This is a genomic window from Tropicimonas sp. IMCC34043, from assembly GCF_003390845.1.
Lineage (GTDB): Bacteria > Pseudomonadota > Alphaproteobacteria > Rhodobacterales > Rhodobacteraceae > Tropicimonas.
Genome location: NZ_QMEK01000001.1, coordinates 712,168 through 736,259 on the forward strand (window position 1 = coordinate 712,168; position 24,092 = coordinate 736,259).

Below are 24,092 nucleotides of genomic sequence, written 5' to 3' on the forward strand. Positions count from 1 at the left end.
AGCCGCCGACCAGTTTGCAGGCCGGCGGCGTTTCGGGCCGTCAGGTTGGGGAGGACGGCCCGGGCAGTAGTCGATCAGTAGCCGAGGCTCTTCTTCATGTCGTAGATGGCCTTGTTGTCATCGGCGACGGTGTAGAGCTTCGACTCGGTCTGGATCCACTTCGGCGGCATCGTGCCCTCGGTCCAGTAGGCTTCCAGCGCGTCAAAGGCGGGCCCGGCCATGTTGGGGGTCAGCTCGACAGTCGCGTTGGCCTCGCCATTCGACATCGCAAGATGCATGTCGGGCACGGCGTCGATTGCGACGACAACGATGTCTTCGCCCGGCTTCACGCCAGCTTCCTTGATCGCCTGGATGGCGCCCACGGCCATGTCGTCATTGTGGGCATAGAGCGCGCAGATATTCGCGGCGCCCTCGGCTTTCAGGAAGCTCTCCATCACCACCTTGCCCTGGGCACGGGTGAAGTCGCCGGTCTGGCTGCGGACGATCGTGATGTTCGGCGCGTCGGCGATGGCCTTTTCGAAGCCTGCCTTGCGGTCGATGGCCGGCGACGAGCCGGTCGTGCCCTGCAGCTCGACGACCCGGCAGTCCTTGCCGGCTTCGTGATCCACCAGCCACTTGCCTGCCACTTCGCCTTCATAGACCGTGTCCGAGGTGACGGCGGTCATGTAGAGGTCGTCAGGCGCGTCGACCTTGCGGTCGAGCAAGATCACCGGAATGTCGGCGTCCTTGGCTTCTTCCAGCACTTCGTCCCAGCCGGTCGCCACGACGGGCGCGAGCAGGATCGCATCGACACCCTGGGCAATGAAGCCGCGCAGCGCCTTGATCTGGTTTTCCTGCTTTTGCTGCGCATCGGCAAATTTCAGGTCGATGCCGCGTTCTTCGGCCTGCTGTTTGGTGACTGTGGTTTCAGCTGCCCGCCAGCCCGATTCCGAGCCGATCTGAGAAAAGCCCACGGTCTTGCCCTGGGCGCCTGCTGCCATTGCGCCAAACGGGGCCAAAAGCACCGCAGTGGCAAGAAGAGTAGTTCTGAGTTTCACGATAACCTCCCAAGTTACACGTCCTCCGTCCTCAATAAGTATGACTTTTGGACGGGGGTAAATGGACGTTTCTGCCACAGACATGGCCGATTCGTGCAGCGGGTGATGCGAGCTTGGGCGGAGTTGGAATGATAGCGGTCACATCCCGACCCCGCCGCATCGGCGGTGTGGGTCGGGGCTGCCTGCCCGGTGACGCGTTGTCCGGCGGCGGCTCAGACCGGGGGTGTGGCGGCTGCGCTGCGGCGGATCTCGGCACCGTCGCGGCCGGGCGGGGCGCCGAACAGCCGGCGATACTCGCGACTGAACTGCGACGGGCTCTCATAGCCGATGGCAAATCCGATCCGCGAGACATCGGCGCCTTCGGCCAGCAGCAGCCGGCGCGCCTCCTGCAGGCGCAGGGTCTTCTGGAACTGCAGCGGGGTCATCGCCGTCACCGCCTTGAAATGGCGGTGGAAGGTGGCCGGGCTCATCCCGGCCAGACCCGACAGATGCGGCACGCTCAAGGTCTGGTCAAAGTTCTCGCGGATCCAGGCGATGGCGCGGCCCAGCCGCGTCGTCCGGCTGTCGGCCAGACCGATCTGGCGCAGCATCGCGCCCTGCGGCCCGTTCAGCAGATGCCACACGATTTCGCGCCGGATCATCGGCGCCAGCACCGGGATGTCCCGCGGCCGGTCGGGCAGTGCGAGCAGCCGTTGCAGCGGCCCGGACAGTTCGTCGGGCAGCGACTGTACCCCGAGTGCCGGCCCCTCGCGCAGCACCGCCTGCGCGGGGCCTTGCTCGAGCATCAGTTCGGCCACGACCGCAGGCTCGATCCCGAGCGCAAAGGCGACATAGGGCGCAGCGGGTCCGGCTTGCGTGATCTCGGCCCGGATCGGCACGTCGAGCGAGGCAATCAGGCATTTGCCCGCGTCATAGCGGAAGACCCGGTCGCCCAGCCGGCTGACCTTGGCCCCCTGCAGCACGACGCAGAGCGAGGGCGTATAGACACCGTGAAACGGCCCCGTCGGCCCGTCTGCCACCGTCAGGCGCAGCCCGGGCAGCGGCGTTTCGCGGCCATGGCGCTGCCACAGCTTCAGCACCTGGGTTTTCAGGTGGTCAAGATTGCTTCTGTCCATGTCCCCAATCTAGTCCACACCGCCGCGCTGACCAGTGCCGTTCTGGCGGGTTTGAGAGGATCGTGCAGAAATTCGAGAGGATCGGCGTGGCCCCGGGCGGCACGTCGGCCCATCTTCCAGTCATGCCATGGCCACCCGGCCCCGGCACCAATCTGACAAAGGACGACACCATGCGTTACCGTCGCCTCGGCCACAGCGGCCTTTTCGTTTCCGAGCTTTGCCTCGGCACCATGACCTTCGGCGGCTCGGAGGGGATGTGGGGCCAGATCGGCCAGCTTCAGCAGGACGAAGCCGATCAGCTCCTGCGCACCGCGCTCGACGCCGGCATCAATTTCATCGACACCGCCAACATCTATGCCGATGGCAAAAGCGAGCAGATCCTCGGCCAGTCCCTGAAGAACCTCGGCATCGCCCGCGAGGATGTGGTGATCGCAACCAAGGTCCTCGGCCCGATGGGCAAGGGGCCGAACGCGCGCGGCGCCTCGCGCGGCCATATCATGGATCAGGTCAAGGCAAGCCTGTCGCGGCTTGGCACCGACCACATCGACCTCTACCAGATCCACGGCTTTGATCCCGCAACGCCGATGGTCGAGACGCTCGAGGCGCTCGACACCCTCGTCCGCCACGGTCACGTCCGCTATATCGGGCTGTCGAACTGGGCCGCCTGGCAGATCATGAAGGCCATCGGCATCGCCGAGGCGCGCAGGCTTGCCCCCATCGTCTCGCTGCAGGCCTATTACACGCTCGCCGGCCGCGACCTCGAACGCGAGGTCGTGCCGATGCTGCAATCGGAAAATGTCGGCCTGATGGTCTGGAGCCCGCTTGCCGGCGGCTTCCTGTCGGGCAAGTACGACCGCGACGGCAAGGCCGCCGACGGCCGCCGCGCGAACTTCGACTTCCCGCCGCTCGACAAGGGCCGCGCCTATGAGGCGATCGAGGTAATGCGCGGCATTGCCGAAAGACACGCGGCGACGGTCGCGCAGGTGGCGCTCGCCTGGCTGCTGCACCAGCCGGTGGTGACCAGCGTCATCGTCGGCGCGAAGCGGATCGGCCAGCTGACCGACAATATCGGTGCCACCGATGTCCTGCTCTCGGAGGACGATCTGACCGCCCTCGATCTGGTCAGCAGACTGCCGGCCGAATACCCGGGCTGGATGCTGGAACGTCAGGGCGAATACCGCGCCCACATGATGACCGAAGGCGCCTGAGCCCGCGACCTTGACCGGACGGGCCGCCGCCCGTCCGGTTCGGCTCTCCGGCCTGGCCGCACTTCTTCTGTTCGAAAATATCCCGGGGGAGTCGCGGCCTGCCGCGACGGGGGCAGCGCCCCCCTCGACGCTTGACATCCCGCGCCGCAACCTTCGTCCTTCTTGCGGGCGGGTGCTTTGCGCCCCGAATGCGATCAGGTGCGCACGTCCGGTTCCGGCCGCCCGGTGCGTTCGCGGATCCCGGCGATGGCATCGGCCGCGGCGATGATGTCGGCCAGCGCCTCCTGCGGGTCGCGGTTCATCGCCTCGGGGTCCTCGCAGACGTCTTCGAGATAGACCCGCAGCGTCGCTCCGACGGTGCCCGTGCCCGACAGGCGGAACACAGCCCGTCCGCCACCCTCGAACCCGATGCGGATCCCCTGACCGGCCGAATGCGATCCGTCGACCGGATCGTCATAGGCGAACTCGTCGGCACTGGCGACGGTCTTGCCGGCAAAGCTCCGGCCCGGCAGGGTCGCGAACTGCGACCTGAGGTTGTTCATCAGCGCCTCGGCCGAGGCCTTGTCGACACCCTCGTAGTCGTGGCGCGAATAATAGTTCCGGCCGAACTCGGCCCAGTGATCGGCCAGCATCTGCGACACCGACCTGCCGGTCACGGCAAGGATGTTCAGCCACAGCAACACCGCCCATAGCCCGTCCTTCTCGCGCACGTGGTCCGAGCCGGTGCCGGCACTTTCCTCGCCACACAGCGTCACCCGCCCGGCATCGAGCAGGTTGCCGAAGAACTTCCAGCCCGTCGGCGTCTCGTAGCAGTCAAGCCCGCGGGCGGCAGCAACCCGGTCGACAGCCCCCGAGGTCGGCATCGAGCGTGCGACCCCGGCGAGCCCCCTGGCATAGCCCGGGGCGAGATGGGCGTTGGCGGCCAGAACCGCGAGCGAGTCGGAAGGTGTGACATAGGCCCCGGCGCCGAGGATCATGTTGCGGTCGCCATCGCCATCCGAGGCGGCGCCAAAGTCGGGCGCGCCGGCGCGGAACATCTCTCGCATCAGGTCCTTGGCCCAGATCGGGTTCGGATCCGGGTGGCCGCCACCGAAATCGGGCGAGGGAACGGCGTTGATCACGGACCCCGCGGCTGCCCCCAGCCGGTCTTCGAGGATTGCCCTGGCATAGGGGCCGGTGACGGCGTGCATGGCATCGAACCGGATCCGGAAGCCCGATTTCAGCAGACCCGCAATGGCGTCGAAATCGAACAGGCTCTCCATCAGCTCGGCATAGTCGGCGACCGGGTCCACGACTTCGACCACCATGTCGCCAAGCTTGATCTCGCCGACCGTCGACAGGTCCAGATCCTCCGTGACCGCGATGTCATAGCATTCGATCACCTTGGTCGCCTCGAAGATCCGGTCGGTCACCTCCTCGGGCGCCGGGCCGCCGTTCGGGGTGTTGAACTTCACCCCGAAATCCTCGTCCGGGCCGCCCGGGTTGTGGGAGGCCGACATGATGATCCCGCCGTCGGTCTTGCGCTTGCGGATCACGTTCGAGGCCGCAGGCGTCGACAGCAGCGCATTCTGTCCGACGATCACCCGGACCGCCCCCTGGGCCGCGGCCATCCGCAGGATCACCTGCGCCGCTCGGTCGTTGAAATAGCGGCCGTCGCCGCCAAGCACCAGGGTCTTGCCCGCGACCCCGCCGATCCCGGTAAAGATCGACTGGATGAAATTCTCAAGGAAACGCGGTTCCATGAAGACGCGGGTCTTCTTTCGCAGGCCCGAGGTTCCGGGCTTTTGTCCTTCGATCGGCTGGGTCTGAACGGTCAGGGTTTCCATCGCTCACTCCTGTCGGCCGGTCTTGCGGCCAGTCTCTTTCATGATTTTGGCGGCGTGCGCCAGTTCCGGCAGCCCCGCCAGCGCCTCGGCCGTCACTGGCAGGCGGCGGCGCCAGTTCGGATAGCTGTCGATCGTACCGGGCAGATTTGCCTGATCGGCAAGGCCGAGCAAGTCCTCGATCTGCAACGCGACCAGCCGGCTTTTGGTCCGGCCGAGAAACCGGTGCATCGGGTCGGGCCCGTCGCCGTTGCTGCCAGCGAGCGCGTCGAAGCCTGCGACCTCGTCGCGGCGCCAGTCCTGCGCGCTTTCTGCCTCGGCATCGTCAAGGATGCCGATCCGGTGGCGCGCCTCGATATCGCGCCCCTCGCGCCAGCCCGCCCAGGTCGGAAGATCGTGGGTGCTGAACGAGGCCAGCGCGATCTCGGTATATTCTTCGGGGGGGCGAAACGAACCATGGCCCTGCTGTTCGAACATCGCCACCCGGCAGCCCATGATCCCGGCATCCTCGAGCGCGCCTTGCAGTCCTTCGGGGATATTGCCCAGATCCTCGCCGATGACCGATGCGCCCGCGCGCGCCGCCTCGATCCGCACCACTGCCAGCATCGCGTCGCGCGGCATGGCGACATAGGTTCCGGGAATGCTGCGGTCGTCCGGCGCCCAGAATGCACGCTCGAAGCCCAGCACGTGGTCGATCCTGAGCAGCCCGGCATAGCGAAGCTGCCGGCGCAAGGTTTCGGCCAGCGGGCGAAAGTTCATGCGCGCCAGCGCATGGGGATTGAACGGCGACAGCGCCCAGACCTGACCATCGGGGGAAAACGCGTCGGGCGGCGCGCCGAGCGAGACGCCTTTGGCAAAGACCTCGGGTTCGGACCAGGTCTCGGCGCCATGGGGATGGGTTCCGACGGCAAGATCGAGGTAAAGCCCGAACCGCATCCCCGCAGCCTTTGCTGCCTCGGCCGCCGCCAGAAGCTGGCGATCGGCCAGATACTGCAGCCAGGCATGAAACCGGATCTGGCGCGGATTGGCGGCACGGAACTTGGCGACTTCGGCCGAGGCGGCGTTCTGATAGGCGGCGGGCCAATGACACCAATAGGAGCCGTCGATGTCCGACAGCGCCTGATGGGTGGCGAACCGCAAAAGCGAGGCGCCGCCGGTCTCGAGAAAGGTCTCGAACGCGGGGTCGGGGCCATCGGCCTCGGCAAGGTCGAACACGGTCTCGAGCGCCTCGCGCTGATGGGCGAGCGTTGCGGGATAATCGATCAGCGCGCCCGAGGATTTCAGCCGGAACCCCGGCACCGCGATGTGGCTGGTCGAGAGCCTGCGGCGGTGGCTGGGCGAATAGGGGCTGAAGGCATTCGGATCGGCGGGAAACCCGGCATGGACCGGATTCAGCCCGACAAAGGCCGCGCCCGCGGCGCCAAGACCCGCGGCTGCCACCGCCAGATCGCGATAATCCCCGATCCCGCCTTCGTCCGCGGTTCGCAGACCATAGAGCGGCAGCGTCACGCCCCAGTCGCGTTCGGGCAGCGGCAGCCGCGCCGGTGCGACCAGCAACGTCGTCTGATGGCCGTCGACGACCAGGATGTGGATGCCGAGCGGCAGCGCCGGCAGCCCGATCTCGGCGCCGGGGGCAAGCGCGATTTCCGTGCCGTCCTCATGGATCAGCCGCATAGAGGCGACTGTGCGGGGCAGGGTGTGGTGTGACGGGGTGTCGGGTTCCAGCACCAGCCACCAGGGCAGGGGGCGAGCGGCCGCCTCGGCCTGCACGGCGGCAAGGGTCGCGGCCGCCTCGGCATCGGTGCCGGCCGGCCGGCCCATCGCAGCAAGAAGCGCCCGCGCCGTGTCCGGTGCGGTTTCGATCCTTCGGCCGGAAAGGTCCCAGAAATCCTCGTGGATCCCCGAGATCCGGGCCAGATCGTGCAGCGGATCGCTCATGCAAAGGGCTCCAGCACGAAGACCGAGACTGACTGAGCGGGCACCTTCACCTCGGTCTTGCGCACCGGACCAAGCGGCAGTTCGACCCCGGCGGATTCGATCTCCCACAGCCAGCGCTGGCCCTTGGGCGGGCTCGGCAGTCGTACGGTTGCGTCGCCGCCGGCGTTGAAGACGGCGAAAATCGCCGATTCCGTGGCCGAAAACAACGGAGTGCCAGAGGCGGTGCGCATCTCGACACAGACGATGCGCAGCGCCGGATCGACCCAGTCGGCCGTTGACATCGGCTTGCCGTCGGCGCGCCACCAGAACAGGTCCTCGCGGCCGTCGATGCGGCGTTCGCGGGCGTGCAGGAACACCTTCTGGCGCAGGATCGGATGTTCCTTGCGGAACTTGATCAGCATCGCGGTAAAGGCCTGGAACTCGTGGTCCGCATTGTCCCAGTCGATCCAGCTGGTCTCGTTGTCCTGGCAATAGGCGTTGTTGTTGCCGCCCTGGCTGTGGCCCATCTCGTCGCCCGCAAGAATCATCGGCGTGCCCTGACTCATCAACAGGGTGGCCATGATCGCCCGCTTGCGGCGGTCGCGGGCGGCGCGGATGTCGGGGTCGTCGGTCGGACCTTCCCAGCCGAAATTGTCCGAATAGTTCTCGGAATGGCCATCCCGGTTGTCTTCGCCATTGGCGCTGTTGTGCTTGCCGTTGAAGCTGACCACGTCTTCCAGCGTGAAGCCGTCGTGCGCGGTGACCAGGTTGACCGAGGCGGTGGCGGGCCGGCCGGAATGGTCGAACTCGGCGGCAGACCCCGTCAGACGGCCGGCCAGATCGGGGGCACGCCCCGGATCGCCGCGCCAGAACCGGCGCACCCCGTCGCGGAACCGGTCGTTCCATTCGTGAAACGGCGGCGGGAACCCGCCCAGCCGATAGCCGCCCGGGCCGATATCCCAGGGCTCGGCGATCAGCTTGACCTGGGTCAGCACCGGATCCTGCCGGATCGCATCGAAGAACGACGCGCCGGAATCAAAGCCGTAATCCGTGCGTCCCAGCGTCGAACACAGGTCGAACCGGAAGCCGTCCACATGCATCACCTGCACCCAGTAGCGCAGGCTGTCCATCACCAGCCGCAGCACCATCGGATGGTCGAGGTTCAGCGTGTTGCCGGTGCCGGTGTCGTTGATGTAGTACCGCTTGTCCTGCAGCAGCCGGTAATAACTGCGGTTGTCGAGCCCGCGGAAGGACAGCGTCGGGCCAAGCTCGTTGCCCTCGCAGGTGTGGTTGTAGACCACGTCGAGGATGACCTCGATGCCGGCATGGTGCAGGCGGGCGACCATCTGCTGGAACTCGCTGATCCGGTCTTCGGACAGGTACCGCGGATCGGGCGCGAAGAACCCCAGCGTCTGGTATCCCCAGTAGTTGGTCAGCCCCTTGTCATAGAGAAACCGGTCGGTCAGGAACGACTGCACCGGCAGCAGTTCGATCGCCGTGATCCCGAGCTTGGTGAAATAATCCAGCATCGCATCGTTGGCGATGCCAAGGAACGTGCCCTCGGGTGCCACGTCCGGATGCAGCTTGGTCAGCCCCTTGACGTGCGCCTCGTAGATCACGCTCTCGGCGACGGGTGTGCGCGGCGGGTGGTCATAGCCCCACGAGAACGCCGTGTCCTCGACCACGCATCGCGGCATGTAGGGGGCGCTGTCACGGGTGTCGAACGACAGGTCCCGCGCGTTCGACCCGATCTGATAGCCCATGACCGCATCGTGCCAGACCGGCATGCCGGTCAGCCGTTTCGCATAGGGGTCGAGCAGCAGCTTGTTGGGGTTGAACCGGTGCCCGATGTCGGGGCGATAGGGTCCGTGGGCGCGCAGGGCGTAATACTGCCCCGGCCGCAGGCCCGAGACATAACCGTACCAGACATCCCCGTCCCGCTCGGGCAGGCGCAGGCGCTGTGTCTCGGTCTTGCCATCGGACGAGAACAGGCACACTTCCATCGATGTGGCGTTTTCGGAGAAGACCCCGAAATTTACGCCGTCGCCATCGAAGGTTGCCCCAAGCGGGTTAGGCCGCCCGGCGGACATGACATATTCGGGATGTCTCAACAGCACCTCACGGAGTTTTGGCAGCTTCCGCATAAAGCGCGGCATAGGCGGCAGCAGAAACGTCCCAGCCCACCGGATGCTTCATGGCGGCCTGCTGCATCCGTGTCCAGACCTCTGGCTCGGAATAGACGGTGCAGAGCTGGGCAATGGCGCCTCGCAATGCATCGCTGTTGCCGGAGCGGAACTGAATCCCGGTGGCGGCCCCCGCAAGCCGGGTTGCCACGGTCAGCGGGATCACGGTGTCGACCAGCCCGCCGGTCGTCGCGACGACGGGGATCGTGCCATAGCGCAGCCCGTAAAGCTGTGTCAGGCCGCAAGGTTCGAACCGCGACGGCACCAGGATCGCATCGCCCCCGGCGATGATCCGGTGTGACATCGGTTCGTCATAGCCGATCCGCACCGCGACACGGCCGGGGTTTGCTGCCGCCGCCGCGAGATATCCCTGTTCGAGCGCGGGATCGCCCGAGCCCAGCAGCACCAGTTGGCCGCCGCGATCCAGCAGCTCCGGCAGCGCATCGAGCAGCAGGTCGAGCCCCTTCTGTTCGGTCAGCCGCGAGACCACCACGCAGATCGGCCCCTGATCGGGCAGCAGCCCGAATTCCGCGACCAGTGCGGCCCGCGCCCTCGTCTTGGTGCGCGGGGACTTGAAAGTCTCGATTGCCGGGTCGGTCGCGGGATCCCAGACATCGGTGTCGATGCCGTTCAGGATGCCGCTGAAATCGGCACCCCGCGCCCGCAGCGCCCCGTCAAAGCCCATGCCGAACTCGGGCGTCATCAGTTCCTGGCCATAGGTCGGCGAGACCGTGTTGACCTTGTCGGAATAGGCGATGCCGGCCTTCAGCGCGCTGATCCGGCCAAAGAACTCGAAGCCGCCGGGGTTGTAGCCCTCGGCCGGCAGGCGAAGCCAGCCCAGCCTGTCGGCGCCGACCGAGCCGGTGAAGGCGATATTGTGGATCGTCAGCACCGAACCGACGCTTTGCGCGCCGCCCAGCCGCTGCAGATAGACCGCGGCAAACCCGCCCTGCCAGTCGTGCGCCTGCAGCACATCGGGCTTCCAGCCCGCGGCGCCATAGGTACAGAGCTGCGCCGCCACCCAGTCGAGCGCCGCGAACCGGTCGGCATTGTCCCACCAGTCGAACCCGTCGGGCGCGGCATAGGGCCCGCCCTCGCGATAGAACAGGTGCGCGGCATCGAGCACATAGACATCGAGCCCAGCCGCCGTCCCGTGCAGAACCTGTGCCGGGCCGCCGAACAGGTTGCTGTCGGTCATCACCTGGGTGCCGCCTTCCAGCGCGTCATGCACCGCCGGATAGCCCGGCAGCAAGGTGCGCATCTCGACCCCCTGCCGCGCCAGCGCGCCGGGCAGGGCGCCCGCCACATCGGCAAGCCCGCCGGTCTTGATCAGCGGTGCGCATTCAGACGCGACCGAGAGTACCTTCATGAGAGCGCCGCCGCCCGCCGATCGAGCATTGCCTGGGTAATCAGCGTGACCCCGCCCGATGACACCCGGAACCAGCGTGCATCCTCTTCGGGATCCTCGCCCACGACCAGCCGTTCGGGAATGATCACCCCGCGGTCGATCACGACGTTCTTCAACTGGGCATACCGGTTGATCGTGGCGTAGGGCAGGATCACCGCATGGTCGAGCACCGCATAGGAATTGGTGCGCACCATGGTGAACATCAGCGAATTGCGCACCTCGGTCCCCGACACGATGCAACCGCCCGAGATCATCGACGATACGGCCGTCCCGCGCCGGCCTTCCTCGTCATGGATGAACTTTGCCGGCGGTACCGACTCGGAATAGGTCCAGATCGGCCAGGTGTGATCCCACAGGTCGAGATCGGGCACGAAATCGGTCAGGTCGATATTCGCCTTCCAGAAGGCGTCGATGGTGCCGACGTCGCGCCAGTAGGCCGGGGCCTCGGGCGTCGACTTCACGCAGCTGTCGGTGAAACGGTGCGCCACCGCCTTGCCGCCCTTGACGATCATCGGGATCAGGTCGGTGCCGAAATCGTGGCTCGAATTGGGGTCCTCGGCATCCTTGCGCAGCAGTTCGCGCAGGAAGGGCCAGGAAAAGACATAGATCCCCATGGATGCCAGCGTCATATCGGGGTCATCGGGGGTCCCCGGAGGATCGGCCGGCTTTTCGATGAAGGCGATGATCCGCCCGGTCTCGTCCACGTCCATGACGCCAAAGGCACTGGCCTCTTCGCGCGGCACGGTCAGGCAGCCGATGGTGACATCGGCCCCGCTGTCCACGTGCTGCTCGAGCATCATTTCATAGTCCATCTTGTAGATATGGTCGCCCGCCAGAACCAGCAGGTAGTCGATCTCGTAGCCATCGATGATGTCGATGTTCTGGCTGACCGCGTCGGCAGTGCCCCGGTACCACCTGTCATCGACCCGCTGCGAGGCGGGCAGGATGTCGAGGAACTCGTTGCGTTCGGACCGGAAGAAGTTCCAGCCGCGCTGGCAATGGCGGATCAGCGAATGCGCCTTGTACTGGGTCGCCACCGCCATCTTGCGGATGCCGGAATTGAGCGCGTTCGACAGGGCGAAGTCGACGATCCGCGTCTTGCCCCCGAAATAGACCGCGGGCTTTGCGCGGGTATCGGTCAGTTCCTTCAACCGGCTGCCGCGTCCGCCAGCCAGGACGAAGGCCATGGTCCGGCCAGACAGCCGCGTGTGAACGAGTGCTGGTTTCATATGGGGTTTCTCCTCTCCTCGGCGCCGGACTGTCACTCCCCTTCACAGGCCAGCATGAGTGTGCTCAACGGCGGCAGGGTCACGCACGCCGAATGGGACTGACCCATCCAGGGAATGTCCTCTGCGACGATCCCGCTGCCGTTGCCACGTCCCTGTCCATCGTATTTGGTATCGTCGGTGTTGATCAATTCGCGCCAGCGGCCGCCCCGGGGCAGGCCCAGGCGATAGCTGTTGCGCTCGATCGGGGTCATGTTGCAGGCCACGACCACTTCGCCGTCCTTCGGTTTGCCGCGACGCACCCAGGCATAGACCGAATTGTCGGTGTCGTTCGATTCGAGCCACTCGAAGCCGCCTGGCTCGCAATCCTTGACATAAAGCGCCGGCGTCGCGCGATAGAGCAGGTTCAGGTCGCGCACCAGCGACTGCACCCCGGCGTGGGTCCGGTATTCGGCCGCGGCCCAGTCGATCTGGCCATTGTGGTTCCACTCCGACCACTGGGCGATCTCGCAGCCCATGAACAGCAGCTTCTTGCCGGGATGACCCCACATGAAGCCGTAATAGGCGCGCAGGTTGGCGAACTTCTCGCCCTCGAGCCCCGGCATCTTGGTGAGCATGCTGCCCTTGCCGTGCACCACCTCGTCATGGCTGATCGGCAGGATGAAGTTCTCGCTGAAGGCATAGTGGATGCCGAAGGTCATCTGATGATGGTGGTGCTGGCGGTGGATCGGATCGCGCTCGATGTAATCGAGCGTATCGTTCATCCACCCCATGTTCCACTTGAACCCAAAGCCGAGCCCGCCGGCATCGACGGGCTTCGACACGCCCGGAAAACTCGTGCTTTCCTCGGCCGCGGTCATGATGCCCGGTACCTGACCGTAGCAGATCGAGTTGGTCCGCTGCAGCATCGAGATCGCTTCGTAGTTCTCGCGACCGCCATCCCTGTTGGGAATCCACTGGCCGTCCTCGCGGGAATAGTCGCGATAGAGCATCGAGGCGACCGCATCCACGCGCAGACCGTCGATATGGTATTCCTCGAGCCAGTAGAGCGCGTTCGAGATCAGGAAGTTCGCAACCTCGGTGCGGCCGTAGTTGTAGATCAGCGTGTTCCAGTCGCGGTGGAACCCCTCGCGCGGATCGGCATGTTCGTAGAGCGCCGTGCCGTCGAACTGCGCCAACCCGTGCACGTCGGTCGGAAAATGCCCCGGCACCCAGTCGAGGATCACCCCCAGACCGGCCTCGTGGGCGGCGTCGATCAGGTCGCGGAATTCGTGCGGCGGCCCGTGCCGAATCGTCGGCGCGAACAGTCCGATCGGCTGATAGCCCCAGGAGCCATCGAACGGAAATTCGCTGAGCGGCAGGAACTCCAGATGGGTGAAACCCATGTCCTTGGCATAGGCGACCAGCTCGACCGCCGCTTCCTTGTAGGACAGCGGTCGATTTCCGTCTTCCGGCAGGCGCTTCCACGACCCCAGATGCACTTCGTAGATCGAGATCGGTGCGTCAAAGCGGTTCTTGGCGGCGCGCTCGTGCATCCAGTTGTCGTCGTGCCAGCCATAGCCGCGGATGTCGCGCACGACGCTCGCGGTCTCGGGCGGATGCTGCGAGCCGAAGCCGACCGGATCGGATTTCAGCGCCATCAACTGGCCCTGCGCGCCGATGATCTCGTATTTGTAGGCCGCACCCTCGGCAATGCCGGGGATGAAGATCTCCCACACGCCGGTCGCCCCGCGCAGCCGCATCGGCGAGCGCCGTCCGTCCCAGGAATTGTAGTCGCAGACCACCGACACGCGCTGTGCGTTCGGCGCCCAGACCGCGAAATGCGTGCCCTCCACGCCCTCGTGTTGCATCACGTGGGCGCCGAGAACGGTCCAGATCCGCTGGTGCGTGCCTTCGGCAAGCAGGTATTCGTCGATCTCGCCGATCACCGGGCCAAAGCGATAGGGATCGTCGTTCTCCCAGCTCTGGCCGGCCGCCGAGGTGCCGCGCAACAGATAGGGGACGCGCGCCGGTATCTCGCCGCAGAACACCCCGTGCGCGCCGCGCACCGGGGTCAACGGCCAGGCGGTGCCATCGATCATGGCATCCATCGACACCGCTCCCGGATCGAAGGTCGTGACCCAGATCTTGCCCGCCGAGTCGTGGGGGCCGAGGATCGCAAAGGGATCACGCAGAGCGCCTGCGGCAATCTGCTGAGCCGATTCCGGGGAGAGGGGCAATTGCGGGTACAGAGCAGGTGTGTCGGTCATGTACACAGGCTACTCTTTCGTGGTCAGGCCGCAAGCCCGGCGTCTGTTCCTATTGTGCGGCGTCTTCGCCCGTTGATGCCGCCTCGGCCTTCCAGATGTCGGCCATGTAGCCGCGGATTGTCCGGTCCGACGAGAAATACCCCGAACGCGCGGTGTTCAGCGCCGCCATCCGGCCCCATTTCGCGGTGTCCAGGAAGACCCCGTCGATTTCGCGCTGGGTGCGGTAGTAATCGGTGAAATCCGAGCAGACCATGAAATAGTCGTGGTGAGTCAGGTTGTCGACGATGCCGTGATAGCGGCCCGGCTCCTCGGCGCTGAACCGGCCCGAGCGGATCGCCTCGATCGCCCGGCCGAGCCGTTCGTCGGCGGCGATCGCCTCGGCCGCGTGGCCCCCGACCTGGCGCCGTGTCATCACCTCTTCGGCGGTCATCCCGAACAAGAAGAAGTTTTCGGCGCCCACGCATTCGCGGATTTCGACATTGGCGCCGTCGAGCGTGCCGACCGTCAGCGCGCCGTTCAGCGTCAGCTTCATGTTGCCGGTGCCCGACGCCTCCTTGCCCGCCGTCGAGATCTGTTCGCTGAGATCTGCAGCCGGGATCAACCGTTCGGCAAGGCTGACGTTGTAGTTCGGCGGATAGACCACCTTCAGATAGCGGCTGGTCAGCGGGTCGCTGTTCAGCACGCGGGCGACGTCGTTGACCAGCCGGATGATGTCCTTGGCAAAGAAGTATCCCGGCGCCGCCTTGCCGCCGAATATCTTGACCCGCGGCGTCCAGCCGGCGTTCGGGTTGTCGCGGATCGCCTGCCAGTGGGCGATGGTCTCCAGCACGTTCAGGTGCTGGCGCTTGTATTCGTGGATCCGCTTGATCTGGATGTCGAAGATCGCATCGGGATCGACGCTGATCTGCAGCTTCTCGGCGATCCACGAGGTCAGCTCGACCTTGTTGGCGCGCTTGGCGGCCATGTAGCGGTCGACAAAGCCCGCATCCTCGACGAAAGGCTCGAGCTTCTCCAGCTGGTCCAGATCGTCGATCCAGCCCTCGCCGATTGCCTCGGTGATCAGCCCCGACAGGCGCGGGTTGCACGACAGCAGCCAGCGCCGCGGCGTCACCCCGTTGGTCTCGTTCACGATCCGCTTCGGATGCAGGTTGTGCAGGTCCTTGAACACCGTGGTTTTCATCAGGTCGGTATGCAGCGCCGAGACCCCGTTGACGTTGTGCGCCATGATGAAGCTCAACTCGCCCATCTTGACCTGGCCGTGTTCCAGCACCCGCACGTTCTGGCTGCCGGTCTCGCGCTTGTGCAACTCGTCGATCCGGCCGATCAGTTGCAGATGCCGCGGCAGCAGCCGGCCCATCAGCCCCTCCGACCAGCGCTCCAGCGCTTCGGGCAGCAGGGTGTGGTTGGTGTAGGACAGCGTCGCCTGGGCGATCCGAACCGCCTCTTCAAAGGTCATCCCGCGTTCGTCGTGCAGGATCCGCACCAGTTCGGGACCCGCAATCGCCGGATGGGTGTCGTTCATCTGGATCGCGGCCTTCTTCGGCAGCTGTTTCAGATCGGTGTATTCGCTTTCGAACCGGCGCAGGATGTCGCGCAGCGAGGCCGAGGTGAAGAAGAACTCCTGCTTCAGCCGCAGTTCCTTGCCCTGTTCGGTGGTGTCGTCGGGATAGAGCACCCGGCTCAGCGTCCGCGCCAGAGCCTCGGGTTCGGCGGCCGCCGCATAGTCGCCGCGGTTGAACCGCTGCAGGTCGAACCCGTGCATCGGCCGCGCCTCCCACAGGCGCAGCGTGTTGGCCCAGCGGCCGTCCCAGCCGATGATCGGCGTGTCGTGGCCCATGGCGATCAGCATTTCCGACGGATACCAGTTGGCCCGGCTGCCGATCTCCTGCACATGGCCGCCAAAGCCGATGTCGATCGACACCTCGGGGCGCTCGAACTCCCAGGCGTGGCGCTGGTTCAGCCAGTCCTCGGGTTCCTCGACCTGGCGGCCGTTCTCGAACCGCTGCCGGAACAGCCCGTTCTCATAGCGGATGCCATAGCCCATGGCCGGGCAGCCGATGGTTGCCATCGATTCCATGAAACACGCGGCCAGACGCCCGAGCCCGCCATTGCCAAGCGCTGCGTCGGGTTCGTCCTCCAGCAGTTCGCGATAGTCGATCTTCAGTTCCGTCAGCGCATCGATTGCCGCTTCTTCCAGCCGCATATTGATGATCGCGTCCTTCAGGAGCCGGCCGATCAGGAATTCCATCGACAGGTAATAGACCCGCTTCAGGCCGCCGCCATAGCTGCGCCGCGTTGCGGCAAACCAGCTGTCGACGATCTGGTCGCGCACCGCAAAGGACAGCGCCATGCGCCAGTCATAGGTCTTGGCATGACCGGCGTCCTTGCCAAGCGTATAGACCAGATGGTGCAGGATCGCGTCTTTCATTTCGGCTGGTGTCATGTCGGGAAACCTCGTTTCAGCCACGGGGAGGAGGGCGCGGCGCATTTCACCCCGGTTATTCCCGAGCCCGCAGGGGCACGCAAGCCCCCGCCGGTCGGGGGCATCGATACGGATCGACGCGGCAGTGCAGCAATCGGGTAGCGCCGGTCGGCTGGGCAGGGTGTGACGCAGTCTGCCCGCGAAACGGGCAGGCCAGGGATGGCCGCGCAGGTGCCTGCAAACATTCCGAAAAATGGCGGCGAATGCGGGGTCGGAGGAGCGATCCGTGGCGACGTCGGCCGCCCGCCCGGTGCAGGATCGCCTGAAATGGGGCAGGAAACGGGTGCCCCCGATAGCCATCAAAAGATGGAATTTCCGCCGAAAATCCCGAGCTGTCCGGCCAGCAATGCTGCGTCAGCCGCGTATTGCGATCGCTCAGGCAGCCGGTCAGGCCGTGCAGTCGGGCGGAAGTTTCAATTGCCGGAGGGACCATTCCTGCGCAACAATCGGGGGCTTTCACGGGTCTTGGAACGGTTGCGCGCCTTGGCAGGTCCGCATCGAGATCCCAAAAGGGGAGGCGTGATGTTGCCACGGAAAATGCGCCTGACGGAAGAGCTGGTCGCCCTCGTGCCGCCGCATGACGGCAAGAGCGGCGGTCTGGCGGGGCGCGGCGACCTGCCTTCGGACGCAGATTATGCCGGTGCGGTGGCAGACCTGCTGGCGGGGGCGCCGGCGTCGGGGGATGTCTGGATCTTTGCCTATGGCTCGCTGATCTGGGAGCCCGGTTTCGACTTTGTCGAAGAACGGCCTGGCACGATCTCGGGGTGGCGGCGGTCCTTCTGTGTGGGTTGGGTGCGGATCTATCGCGGCACGCCGGAACGGCCCGGGGTCATGCTGGCGCTCGACCGGGGCGGGTCCTGCCGCGGCGTGGTCTATCGCCTCGCGCCCGAAACGATGGAACAGAACCTGACGGCCATCGTTCGGCGGGAACATCCGGTGCGCTGGAAGAGCCTGCACATGCGCTGGGTCAACGCCCGCACCGATGCCGGAACGGTCCGGGCGCTCGTGGTCGTCATGGACAGATCGCACCCCGCCTATCTGCCGGACCTGACCGAAGATGTGGTTGTCGAAGCCCTGGCGACCGCGGCTGGCGAGCGCGGCTCGATGGCGGAATACCTCCGCAGCACGGTCGTGCATCTGGAGGAGCGCGGCATCCATGACCGCTATCTCTGGCGGCTGCAGGAGCGGGTGGCCGAACGGCTGGAACGCGGCGCACAGCAGAGGTGACAGGGTGGCGGGGGCCGTTCGCCCCGCCAGCCCGGAATGCGACAGGTTCTGGGCGAGTCCGGGTTCGCTGTGGGATCAGATTTCTTCGTCGAACCGTCCGTAACTTCCCAGTGCGAACACCAGCGGCGCGCCGGGGGTGTGCACCACCCGTTCGACCTGGCCCAGCACGATGGTATGATCGCCCCCCGGATAGGTCGCGAACAGCCGGCAATCGAGCCGGCTCGGGCAATCCGCAAGCAACGGCACGCCGGCCGGACCCTCGGACCAGTCGACGCCGGTGAAATCCCGCGCGTCCATGGCAAAGCGGTCCGACAGCGCCCGCTGATGAACCCCGAGCACGTGGATCGAGAAATGTTCGGCTGCGGCAAAGGCATCGTGCCGGGGCGAGGTCACCGCCGGGCACCACAGAACCAGCGGCGGATCGAGCGAGACCGAGGTGAAGGAACTTGCGGTAAACCCGAGCGGTCCCTCGTCGCTGCGGCAGGTCACCACCGTGACCCCGGTCGCAAAGGCCGCAAGTGCGGTGCGATAGGCGCGTTGTTGGCCCGGTCCGGGCATGAATGTCTGGGTCATCGCGGTTTCCTGCACTTGCCGCTCTTGTGGCGCGCTCATCTCAGGGCACGTCCTGCCCAAGCGCCGCGGCATAGAGCAGGTACCACGTCTCGCGGTCCATGGTGACCCGGAAGGCGTCGGAAAATGTCTTGATCCGTGCCAGGGTGTTGGTGCCGAGCACGGGCAGGATGCAGGCCGGATGCGCCAGCAGCCAGGCGATGGCGACCGCGGTCGGATCGACCCCGTCGCGCGCGGCGACCTCTTCGAGCGTCTCGTTCATCCGGCTCAGCCCCGAGGACAGAAGCGAGCCGCCGGCAAGCGGCGACCAGGCCATCGGCGCGACCCCGCGTTCCTGCAGGAAGGCGACATCGCCGTTGGTCAGTGGCGTGTGGGCCAGCAGGCTGATCTCGATCTGGTTGGTCACCAGCGGGTTGTCCATCGCGCTTTCCAGCAGTTGCCAGTCGTGGGGCCGGAAGTTCGAGACACCGACCGCCCGCACCTTGCCCGAGGCCACCGCCTCGTCCAGGGCGCGGCCGGTGTCGAACGGGTCCATCAGAAGGTCGGGGCGGTGGATCAGCAGCAGGTCGATCCGCTCGACCGCGAGATTGCGCAACGACCGGTCGATCGACGCAGCGATGTGCGCGGGGCTGCTGTCATAGTGGTTGACCCGCCGGTCGGCAAAGGGACCGGACTTTGCCACGATGCCGCATTTCGTGATGACCTCGATCTGCCCGCGCAGATGCGGCGCGGCCTTCAGCGCTGCGCCGAACAGTGCCTCGGTGGTATAGCGGCCATAGATGTCGGCATGATCGAAGCTGGTCACGCCCTGTTCCAGACAGGCTTCGATCTTGGCCTGGATATGGCTTGGCGAGGTGTCGCGGTCGTCTGCAAGCCGCCACATGCCATAGACGATCCGGCTGAGCTCCAGCCCGACCGTCAGTTCGACCCGTTCCATCCTGTGCACTCCCTCGTCCGGCGACCCCGCGCTCACACCACCACGCCGGGTGCATGGGGACAAGCCCCTGACGCCGGATCGATGCGGCGTTGCGACGGTTTCACCATCGGCATTTCGGCGCGACTGGACTATGGCTCTGGAAACAGGCGGCGATGTGCGGATGCCCGAGGCCACCGGTGCCGGACGGGCCCGCAGTAGGTTTCGGGGCCGGCAGCCGCCATGGCGCCTGGCGAACGAGTGCGAACAGGAGAGCGGGCATGAACGGTGCGGAAAGTCTGGTGAAGACACTGCTGGCGGGGGATGTCGATGTCTGCTTTGCCAACCCCGGCACGTCCGAGATGCACTTTGTGGCGGCCCTCGATCTGCATCCCGAGATGCGCTGTATCCTGACCCTGTTCGAGGGCGGGGCGACCGGGGCGGCGGATGGCTATTTCCGCATGACCGGGCGTCTGGCGGCGACGCTTCTGCACCTCGCACCCGGTTTCGGCAATGGCTATGCCAACCTCCACAACGCGCGCAAGGCGCACAGCGCGGTGCTGAACATCGTCGGCGACCATGCCGATTATCATCTGCGCTATGACGCGCCGCTGAAGGGCGACATTGCGGGCGTGACGCGGTCGGTCTCGCATTGGGTGCGGTCGTCCACCGATGCGGCGTCGGTCGCCTGGGACGGCGCCGACGCGATCCGTGCCGCGATGTCCGGGAACGGCCGGATCGCGACGCTGGTGCTGCCGGCCAATGCAGCCTGGGACAAGGCCAAGGGCATTGCCTCCTCGCGCGCGCCGGTGCCGCCGCAGCGCCCGAGCAAGACGCTGGTTGCCGCGGCGGCCGCGGCGCTGTGGCGCCCGGGGGCCGCGTTGTTCGTCGGCGGTGCGGCGCTTTATGGCGATCTTTCCAGGGTGGCGGGACAGATCGCCGCCCGGACCGGATGCCGGCTGATGAGCGACTACTTCGTGCCGCGGATCGAACGCGGGGCCGGCGCGGTCGATATCGAATGCCTGCACTATCCGGTGCTCGAGAACGCCGCGATCCTGAAGGATGTCTCCGAAATCGTGCTGCTGGGGGCGGGCCGGCCGGTGGCGTTCTTCGCCTATCCCGACAAGCCATCGACGCCCGAACCCGCGGGCTGCCCGATCCTCGATCTTTGTGCGCCGGACATGGATATCGCCTGGACGCTGAAGGCGCTGGCTGACTTGACCGGCGCCGAGGCTGTCGAACCGGCGCTGCTGTCGCTCGACCTGCCCGAACTGCCGCAGGGGGCGATGAGCATCGAAAATCTGGGGCAGGCCCTTGCCGCGCTGCTGCCCGAGGATGCGGTCGTGGTCAATGAGAGCGTGACCGCCGGTCAGCCGCTGGCCGACGCCACCCGCCATGCCCGGCGCCACGACTGGCTGAACAATCCCGGTGGCGCCATCGGCGAGGCGTTGCCGCTGGCGGTGGGGGCGGCGGTCGGCTGCCCGGACCGCAAGGTGGTGGTGCTGACGGGCGACGGGTCCGCCATGTACACGCTGCAGGCGCTGTGGACGATGGCGCGCGAGGAACTGGACGTGACGGTCGTGGTACTGGCGAACCGCGGCTACAAGATCCTTTGGGGCGAGCTTGCCAATGTCGGGGTCGAAAAGCCGGGCGAAACCGCGGCGCAGATGTTCGATCTGACAGACCCGGTGCTTGACTGGGTGTCGCTTGCCCGCGGGCATGGGGTGCCGGCGGCGCGGGCGGTCGACATGAGCCAGTTCATTGCCGCCTTGCGCGAAGGTCTGGACCGGCCGGGCCCCTATCTGATCGAGGCTGTCTGCTAGGCCGCGGCGTCGCGGCCCTGCGGCCCCGGGCTGTGCCGGGGCCATCGGAGGTTTGCTTGCCGCGGCCGGTTCAGCGGCGGCGGCGCACCGCGCCGAACCCCGCGAGGGCGGTTCCAAGCAGGATCGCGCCTGCAGGCAGCGGCACGGCCGGGACCAGATCGTTGATCGTATAGGCGGTGCCGGCGAAGTCGAAGACCTCGAAATTCGTCAGGTCCAGATCGCCCAGCCCGACCGCATCGCCAAAGGCGAGTGTCAGGATGCCCGCGTCGAGCGTCGCCGTGGCCAGGTTCGAGATGTCGAAGGTAAAGCTGACGGTGTCGGTGCCCTCGCCGCCGTCGAACAGGCTGTCGAAGCCGTCCGTGCCATAGGACAGGCTGGAAAAGATCAGGCTGTCGTCATCGTCGCCTAAGTCCGACAGTCCATCGACGATGGCGCCGTCGAGCAGCTCGAGCACGTCGTTGCCTTCACCGAGCAGCAGCGCGGTGCCGCCGGTGCCGCGGATCGTGCCGGCATTCAGGATCTTCTGGACAGCGACGTTGCCGACCTCGCCATTCGGGTTGCCGGCTGCGTCGAGGCCGGTCTCGACCATGATGCCCTCGACGCCTTCGATCAGGCCATAGTTCTCGACGCTGCTGTCGCCGCCCGCGTCATAGTCGATCCCGGCCGACCCCGCGACGGTGATCGAGGCGCCCGCATAGTTGATGATCGTACCGTCGTCGATGTCGATGCCGTCGCCGTCATTCCCGGTGCTGACAATCGCTCCGTAGTTGTCGATCCGGGCGCCGGTGCCGACCTGTACGCCGTCCTCGAACGCGGTGATCGTGCCCTTGTTGGTGACCCGCGCGTCATTGCCGGCCTCGAAGGCCTCGTTGCCGGAATCGATCGTGCCTTCGTTAAAAAGCCAGACGCCGTCGCCGACGGTGATCGCCTTGTCCTCGGTGTCGATCAGCCCGGAAGCGCCGTTCAGAATGCCGATCGTGCCCGATCCCTTGCCGTTGCCGGCCTGAATTCCGTCGTCGCCCGCCTCGATGGTCCCGAAGTTCTCGATGTGGAAATCGTCGGCGGCGTTGATCCCGTCCTTTGCGGCGGTGAGCTTGCCATTGTTGGTGATCGAAAGGTCTGTGCCGGTGCCGTTGTCGATGTCGCCCCAGTCGATGGCGTCCTTGCTGTCGCTGATCACCGTGCCGTCGTTGGTGATCGTGACCCCGTTGCCTTCGCCCTTCAGCGTATCGCCATTATCCTGCACGGTTGCGCCGGACTCGACCAGGATGCTCAGCCCGTCGGTGTCATCCTCGAAACCGGAACTGACGCCCGAACAGGTCACGGACAGCGCCGAGACCGAGCAGGCGAGGGCAGGGCTTGCGGCAAAGGGCAGGGTCAGAAGGGCGGCGGTGCAAAGGAGATGGCGGTTCATGATGTCCTCGTATCCGCTGGCGCGGCGGCCAGGGCAGGTTGTTGGCAGGAATGGAAAGCAGTGGTTAAGGCGGTTCCGGCACAGTTTTGTGACGAGCTTGCCGAAAAAAATGGAGCACCCCTTGGGGTGCTCCGATCGGCTATGGAAAATGGACGGATGAAACTCAGTTCAGACCCATGCAGGAGGCATAGTAGCTGACGGTCGCGGGCCAGTCCGAGAAGATGCCGACGACGCCCACGTCCTGGGCCAGCACGTCGACCAGTTCGTACATCTGGCCGTCGCTGTGAATGATGTCGTTGGTGGACAGATAGTACCAGCCACCGCCCCCGGGGGCAGACAGCGGGCCGGAGCGTTCGAGCGACCAGGTGATCAGCTTCAGGCCCGCGGCCTTGGCGGCCTTGGCATACTCGCTCGCCGCGATCTTGTCGCCGTCGGCGGTGACGAGCATGTTCATGGAGGGGGCAAGGTAGTTGACGCCCTTGGCCTTCAGATCGGCGAAATCCTCGTTCCAGGTGCTCGGGTCCTGCTCGTCGAACACGCCGTCTTCCCATTCGACCAGATAGACCGCGTTGGCGCCGTATTCCGGTTCGTTGGCGATCCAGTAGAGGATGTCGTCGAGGTTGAACGACTGCGCGAAGACGTCGGAGCCCGGGATGCCGGCGGTCTTGTATTCGTCGATCAGCTTCTGGGCATAGTCGGCCTGGGTCATGCCGTCGAACGGCATATCGACCGAGGCGCTTTTCAACTCGGGGGTAAACTTGGCCCCGAGCGACTTGAACAGCGCAATCGACTCGGCGTGGGTCATGATGGTGGTCGGCTCGACGGCATAGAGATCGGTGCGCCAGCCCGCCGTGGCGTTCATGTAGTCCGCGACATTGGTCGCGGTCTTGTCGGCGGCGTCCATCTTCGGCGTCAGCGACTTGAACTCGTCGACCGTCAGTTCCGAGGTCCGGCATTCGGCCGTCGCGGGCTGATCGCCCGAGGCCGGCGTGAAGGGCGTGACGCACGTTTCGGCCAACGGCGTGGCCAGGATGTTCGTCGTGGTGTGCAGGTCGTTCTGGGCGTGACGGCAGACGAGGGTCTTGTCCTTGGTGAAGGTCACGTCGCATTCGAGCACGCCGGCGCCCTGACGGGCGGCCGCGATATTGGCCTCGGCGGAATGCTCGGGGAATTGCATCTGTGCCCCGCGGTGGCCGATCGAGAACTGGGTGCGGTGTACCGGCTGGCCCATGCAGGCGGTCAGCTTGTCCTTGAGCGGGCCGTCTTCCATGCGGTCGACCAGATAGAGCGGGCGAACGCCCACCTCGATCACGTCGTTGGCCATGGCGGCGCCGGCAAGCAGCGCGAAGGGCAGGACTAGAGCGGCAGTTGTCTTTTTCATCTCGATCCCCGGACAGGTGTTTCGAGGCGGGTATGACGCGGGATATTGTCAGTCCGGTAAGGGATTGGTGACGGAAGGATGTGGTTTCCGTAAACCTTTCGTGACGGCGCGCTGTG

Annotated in this window: 16 protein-coding genes; 3 read left to right on the plus strand and 13 right to left on the minus strand. The window is 65.8% G+C overall.

Annotation, left to right across the window (positions count from 1 at the left end; all coding sequences use genetic code 11):
* Positions 1 to 74 precede the first annotated feature (74 nt).
* Both ytfQ and DQG17_RS03310 read right to left on the minus strand, forming a co-directional pair.
* Positions 75 to 1,037, minus strand: a complete 963-nt coding sequence (gene ytfQ / locus DQG17_RS03305) for a galactofuranose ABC transporter, galactofuranose-binding protein YtfQ (RefSeq protein WP_304466271.1) — start codon at positions 1,035 to 1,037, stop codon at positions 75 to 77.
* A gap of 212 nt (positions 1,038 to 1,249) precedes the next feature.
* Positions 1,250 to 2,152, minus strand: coding sequence for an AraC family transcriptional regulator (locus DQG17_RS03310; protein WP_116131347.1), 903 nt, complete (start codon positions 2,150 to 2,152; stop codon positions 1,250 to 1,252).
* Positions 2,153 to 2,322: 170 nt separating this feature from the next.
* Between DQG17_RS03310 and DQG17_RS03315 the strand changes: the two genes are divergently transcribed.
* Positions 2,323 to 3,360, plus strand: a complete 1,038-nt coding sequence (locus tag DQG17_RS03315) for an aldo/keto reductase (RefSeq protein WP_116131348.1) — start codon at positions 2,323 to 2,325, stop codon at positions 3,358 to 3,360.
* A 194-nt stretch (positions 3,361 to 3,554) separates the two neighbouring features.
* On the opposite strand, the gene DQG17_RS03320 is transcribed toward DQG17_RS03315, so the two are convergent.
* The 7 genes from DQG17_RS03320 to DQG17_RS03350 are packed head-to-tail and all read right to left on the minus strand — an operon-like array spanning position 3,555 to position 16,609.
* Entirely contained in the window at positions 3,555 to 5,186 is a 1,632-nt protein-coding gene (locus tag DQG17_RS03320; protein ID WP_116131349.1) for an alpha-D-glucose phosphate-specific phosphoglucomutase, read from the minus strand.
* A 3-nt stretch (positions 5,187 to 5,189) separates the two neighbouring features.
* Positions 5,190 to 7,121, minus strand: coding sequence for a 4-alpha-glucanotransferase (malQ, locus tag DQG17_RS03325; RefSeq protein WP_116131350.1), 1,932 nt, complete (start codon positions 7,119 to 7,121; stop codon positions 5,190 to 5,192).
* The gene (glgX, locus tag DQG17_RS03330; RefSeq protein ID WP_116132561.1) at positions 7,118 to 9,190 is read right to left on the minus strand and encodes a glycogen debranching protein GlgX; all 2,073 of its coding nucleotides are present in this window, start codon (positions 9,188 to 9,190) and stop codon (positions 7,118 to 7,120) included. Before glgX ends, malQ begins: the two co-directional genes overlap by 4 nt.
* A gap of 28 nt (positions 9,191 to 9,218) precedes the next feature.
* The gene (gene glgA, locus DQG17_RS03335; RefSeq protein ID WP_116131351.1) at positions 9,219 to 10,652 is read right to left on the minus strand and encodes a glycogen synthase GlgA; all 1,434 of its coding nucleotides are present in this window, start codon (positions 10,650 to 10,652) and stop codon (positions 9,219 to 9,221) included.
* Positions 10,649 to 11,920: a glucose-1-phosphate adenylyltransferase gene (gene glgC, locus DQG17_RS03340; protein ID WP_116131352.1), complete on the minus strand. Its 1,272-nt coding sequence runs from the start codon at positions 11,918 to 11,920 to the stop codon at positions 10,649 to 10,651. The genes glgA and glgC overlap by 4 nt, the downstream gene beginning before the upstream one ends.
* Positions 11,921 to 11,952: 32 nt before the next feature.
* Positions 11,953 to 14,166 carry a 1,4-alpha-glucan branching protein GlgB gene (gene glgB, locus DQG17_RS03345; RefSeq protein WP_116131353.1) on the minus strand — a complete coding sequence of 738 codons (2,214 nt, stop codon included), beginning with the start codon at positions 14,164 to 14,166 and terminating at the stop codon, positions 11,953 to 11,955.
* 49 nt (positions 14,167 to 14,215) lie between these two features.
* Positions 14,216 to 16,609 carry a glycogen/starch/alpha-glucan phosphorylase gene (locus DQG17_RS03350; RefSeq protein ID WP_116131354.1) on the minus strand — a complete coding sequence of 798 codons (2,394 nt, stop codon included), beginning with the start codon at positions 16,607 to 16,609 and terminating at the stop codon, positions 14,216 to 14,218.
* A gap of 561 nt (positions 16,610 to 17,170) precedes the next feature.
* Here DQG17_RS03350 and DQG17_RS03355 point away from each other — a divergent pair.
* Positions 17,171 to 17,875 (plus strand): gamma-glutamylcyclotransferase, encoded by a 705-nt coding sequence (locus DQG17_RS03355; RefSeq protein WP_157973506.1) that lies wholly within the window; start codon positions 17,171 to 17,173, stop codon positions 17,873 to 17,875.
* A gap of 75 nt (positions 17,876 to 17,950) precedes the next feature.
* On the opposite strand, the gene DQG17_RS03360 is transcribed toward DQG17_RS03355, so the two are convergent.
* Both DQG17_RS03360 and DQG17_RS03365 read right to left on the minus strand, forming a co-directional pair.
* A complete protein-coding gene (locus DQG17_RS03360; protein ID WP_116132562.1) occupies positions 17,951 to 18,448 on the minus strand; it encodes a flavin reductase family protein in 498 nt (165 codons plus the stop codon).
* A gap of 40 nt (positions 18,449 to 18,488) precedes the next feature.
* Positions 18,489 to 19,382, minus strand: coding sequence for an aldo/keto reductase family oxidoreductase (locus DQG17_RS03365; RefSeq protein WP_116131356.1), 894 nt, complete (start codon positions 19,380 to 19,382; stop codon positions 18,489 to 18,491).
* Positions 19,383 to 19,639: 257 nt separating this feature from the next.
* On the opposite strand from DQG17_RS03365, the gene DQG17_RS03370 reads away from it, so the two are divergent.
* Positions 19,640 to 21,181, plus strand: coding sequence for an acetolactate synthase large subunit (locus tag DQG17_RS03370; protein ID WP_116131357.1), 1,542 nt, complete (start codon positions 19,640 to 19,642; stop codon positions 21,179 to 21,181).
* 70 nt (positions 21,182 to 21,251) lie between these two features.
* Here DQG17_RS03370 and DQG17_RS03375 read toward each other — a convergent pair whose 3' ends face one another.
* Positions 21,252 to 22,595: a VPLPA-CTERM sorting domain-containing protein gene (locus DQG17_RS03375; protein WP_116131358.1), complete on the minus strand. Its 1,344-nt coding sequence runs from the start codon at positions 22,593 to 22,595 to the stop codon at positions 21,252 to 21,254.
* Positions 22,596 to 22,758: 163 nt separating this feature from the next.
* Complete coding sequence (locus DQG17_RS03380) at positions 22,759 to 23,976, minus strand: glycerophosphodiester phosphodiesterase family protein (protein ID WP_116131359.1); 1,218 nt, start codon at positions 23,974 to 23,976, stop codon at positions 22,759 to 22,761.
* Between the last annotated feature and the right edge of the window lie 116 nt (positions 23,977 to 24,092).

Bases quoted from the DNA above. Each gene is read 5' to 3' on its own strand.
- DQG17_RS03310 (WP_116131347.1), bottom strand. From the start codon at position 2,152: ATGGACAGAAGCAATCTTGACCACCTGAAAACCCAGGTGCTGAAGCTG.
- DQG17_RS03315 (WP_116131348.1), top strand. From the start codon at position 2,323: ATGCGTTACCGTCGCCTCGGCCACAGCGGCCTTTTCGTTTCCGAGCTT.
- DQG17_RS03320 (WP_116131349.1), bottom strand. From the start codon at position 5,186: ATGGAAACCCTGACCGTTCAGACCCAGCCGATCGAAGGACAAAAGCCC.
- malQ (WP_116131350.1), bottom strand. From the start codon at position 7,121: ATGAGCGATCCGCTGCACGATCTGGCCCGGATCTCGGGGATCCACGAG.
- glgX (WP_116132561.1), bottom strand. From the start codon at position 9,190: ATGTCCGCCGGGCGGCCTAACCCGCTTGGGGCAACCTTCGATGGCGAC.
- glgA (WP_116131351.1), bottom strand. From the start codon at position 10,652: ATGAAGGTACTCTCGGTCGCGTCTGAATGCGCACCGCTGATCAAGACC.
- glgC (WP_116131352.1), bottom strand. From the start codon at position 11,920: ATGAAACCAGCACTCGTTCACACGCGGCTGTCTGGCCGGACCATGGCC.
- glgB (WP_116131353.1), bottom strand. From the start codon at position 14,166: ATGACCGACACACCTGCTCTGTACCCGCAATTGCCCCTCTCCCCGGAA.
- DQG17_RS03350 (WP_116131354.1), bottom strand. From the start codon at position 16,609: ATGACACCAGCCGAAATGAAAGACGCGATCCTGCACCATCTGGTCTAT.
- DQG17_RS03355 (WP_157973506.1), top strand. From the start codon at position 17,171: ATGTTGCCACGGAAAATGCGCCTGACGGAAGAGCTGGTCGCCCTCGTG.
- DQG17_RS03360 (WP_116132562.1), bottom strand. From the start codon at position 18,448: ATGACCCAGACATTCATGCCCGGACCGGGCCAACAACGCGCCTATCGC.
- DQG17_RS03365 (WP_116131356.1), bottom strand. From the start codon at position 19,382: ATGGAACGGGTCGAACTGACGGTCGGGCTGGAGCTCAGCCGGATCGTC.
- DQG17_RS03370 (WP_116131357.1), top strand. From the start codon at position 19,640: ATGAACGGTGCGGAAAGTCTGGTGAAGACACTGCTGGCGGGGGATGTC.
- DQG17_RS03375 (WP_116131358.1), bottom strand. From the start codon at position 22,595: ATGAACCGCCATCTCCTTTGCACCGCCGCCCTTCTGACCCTGCCCTTT.
- DQG17_RS03380 (WP_116131359.1), bottom strand. From the start codon at position 23,976: ATGAAAAAGACAACTGCCGCTCTAGTCCTGCCCTTCGCGCTGCTTGCC.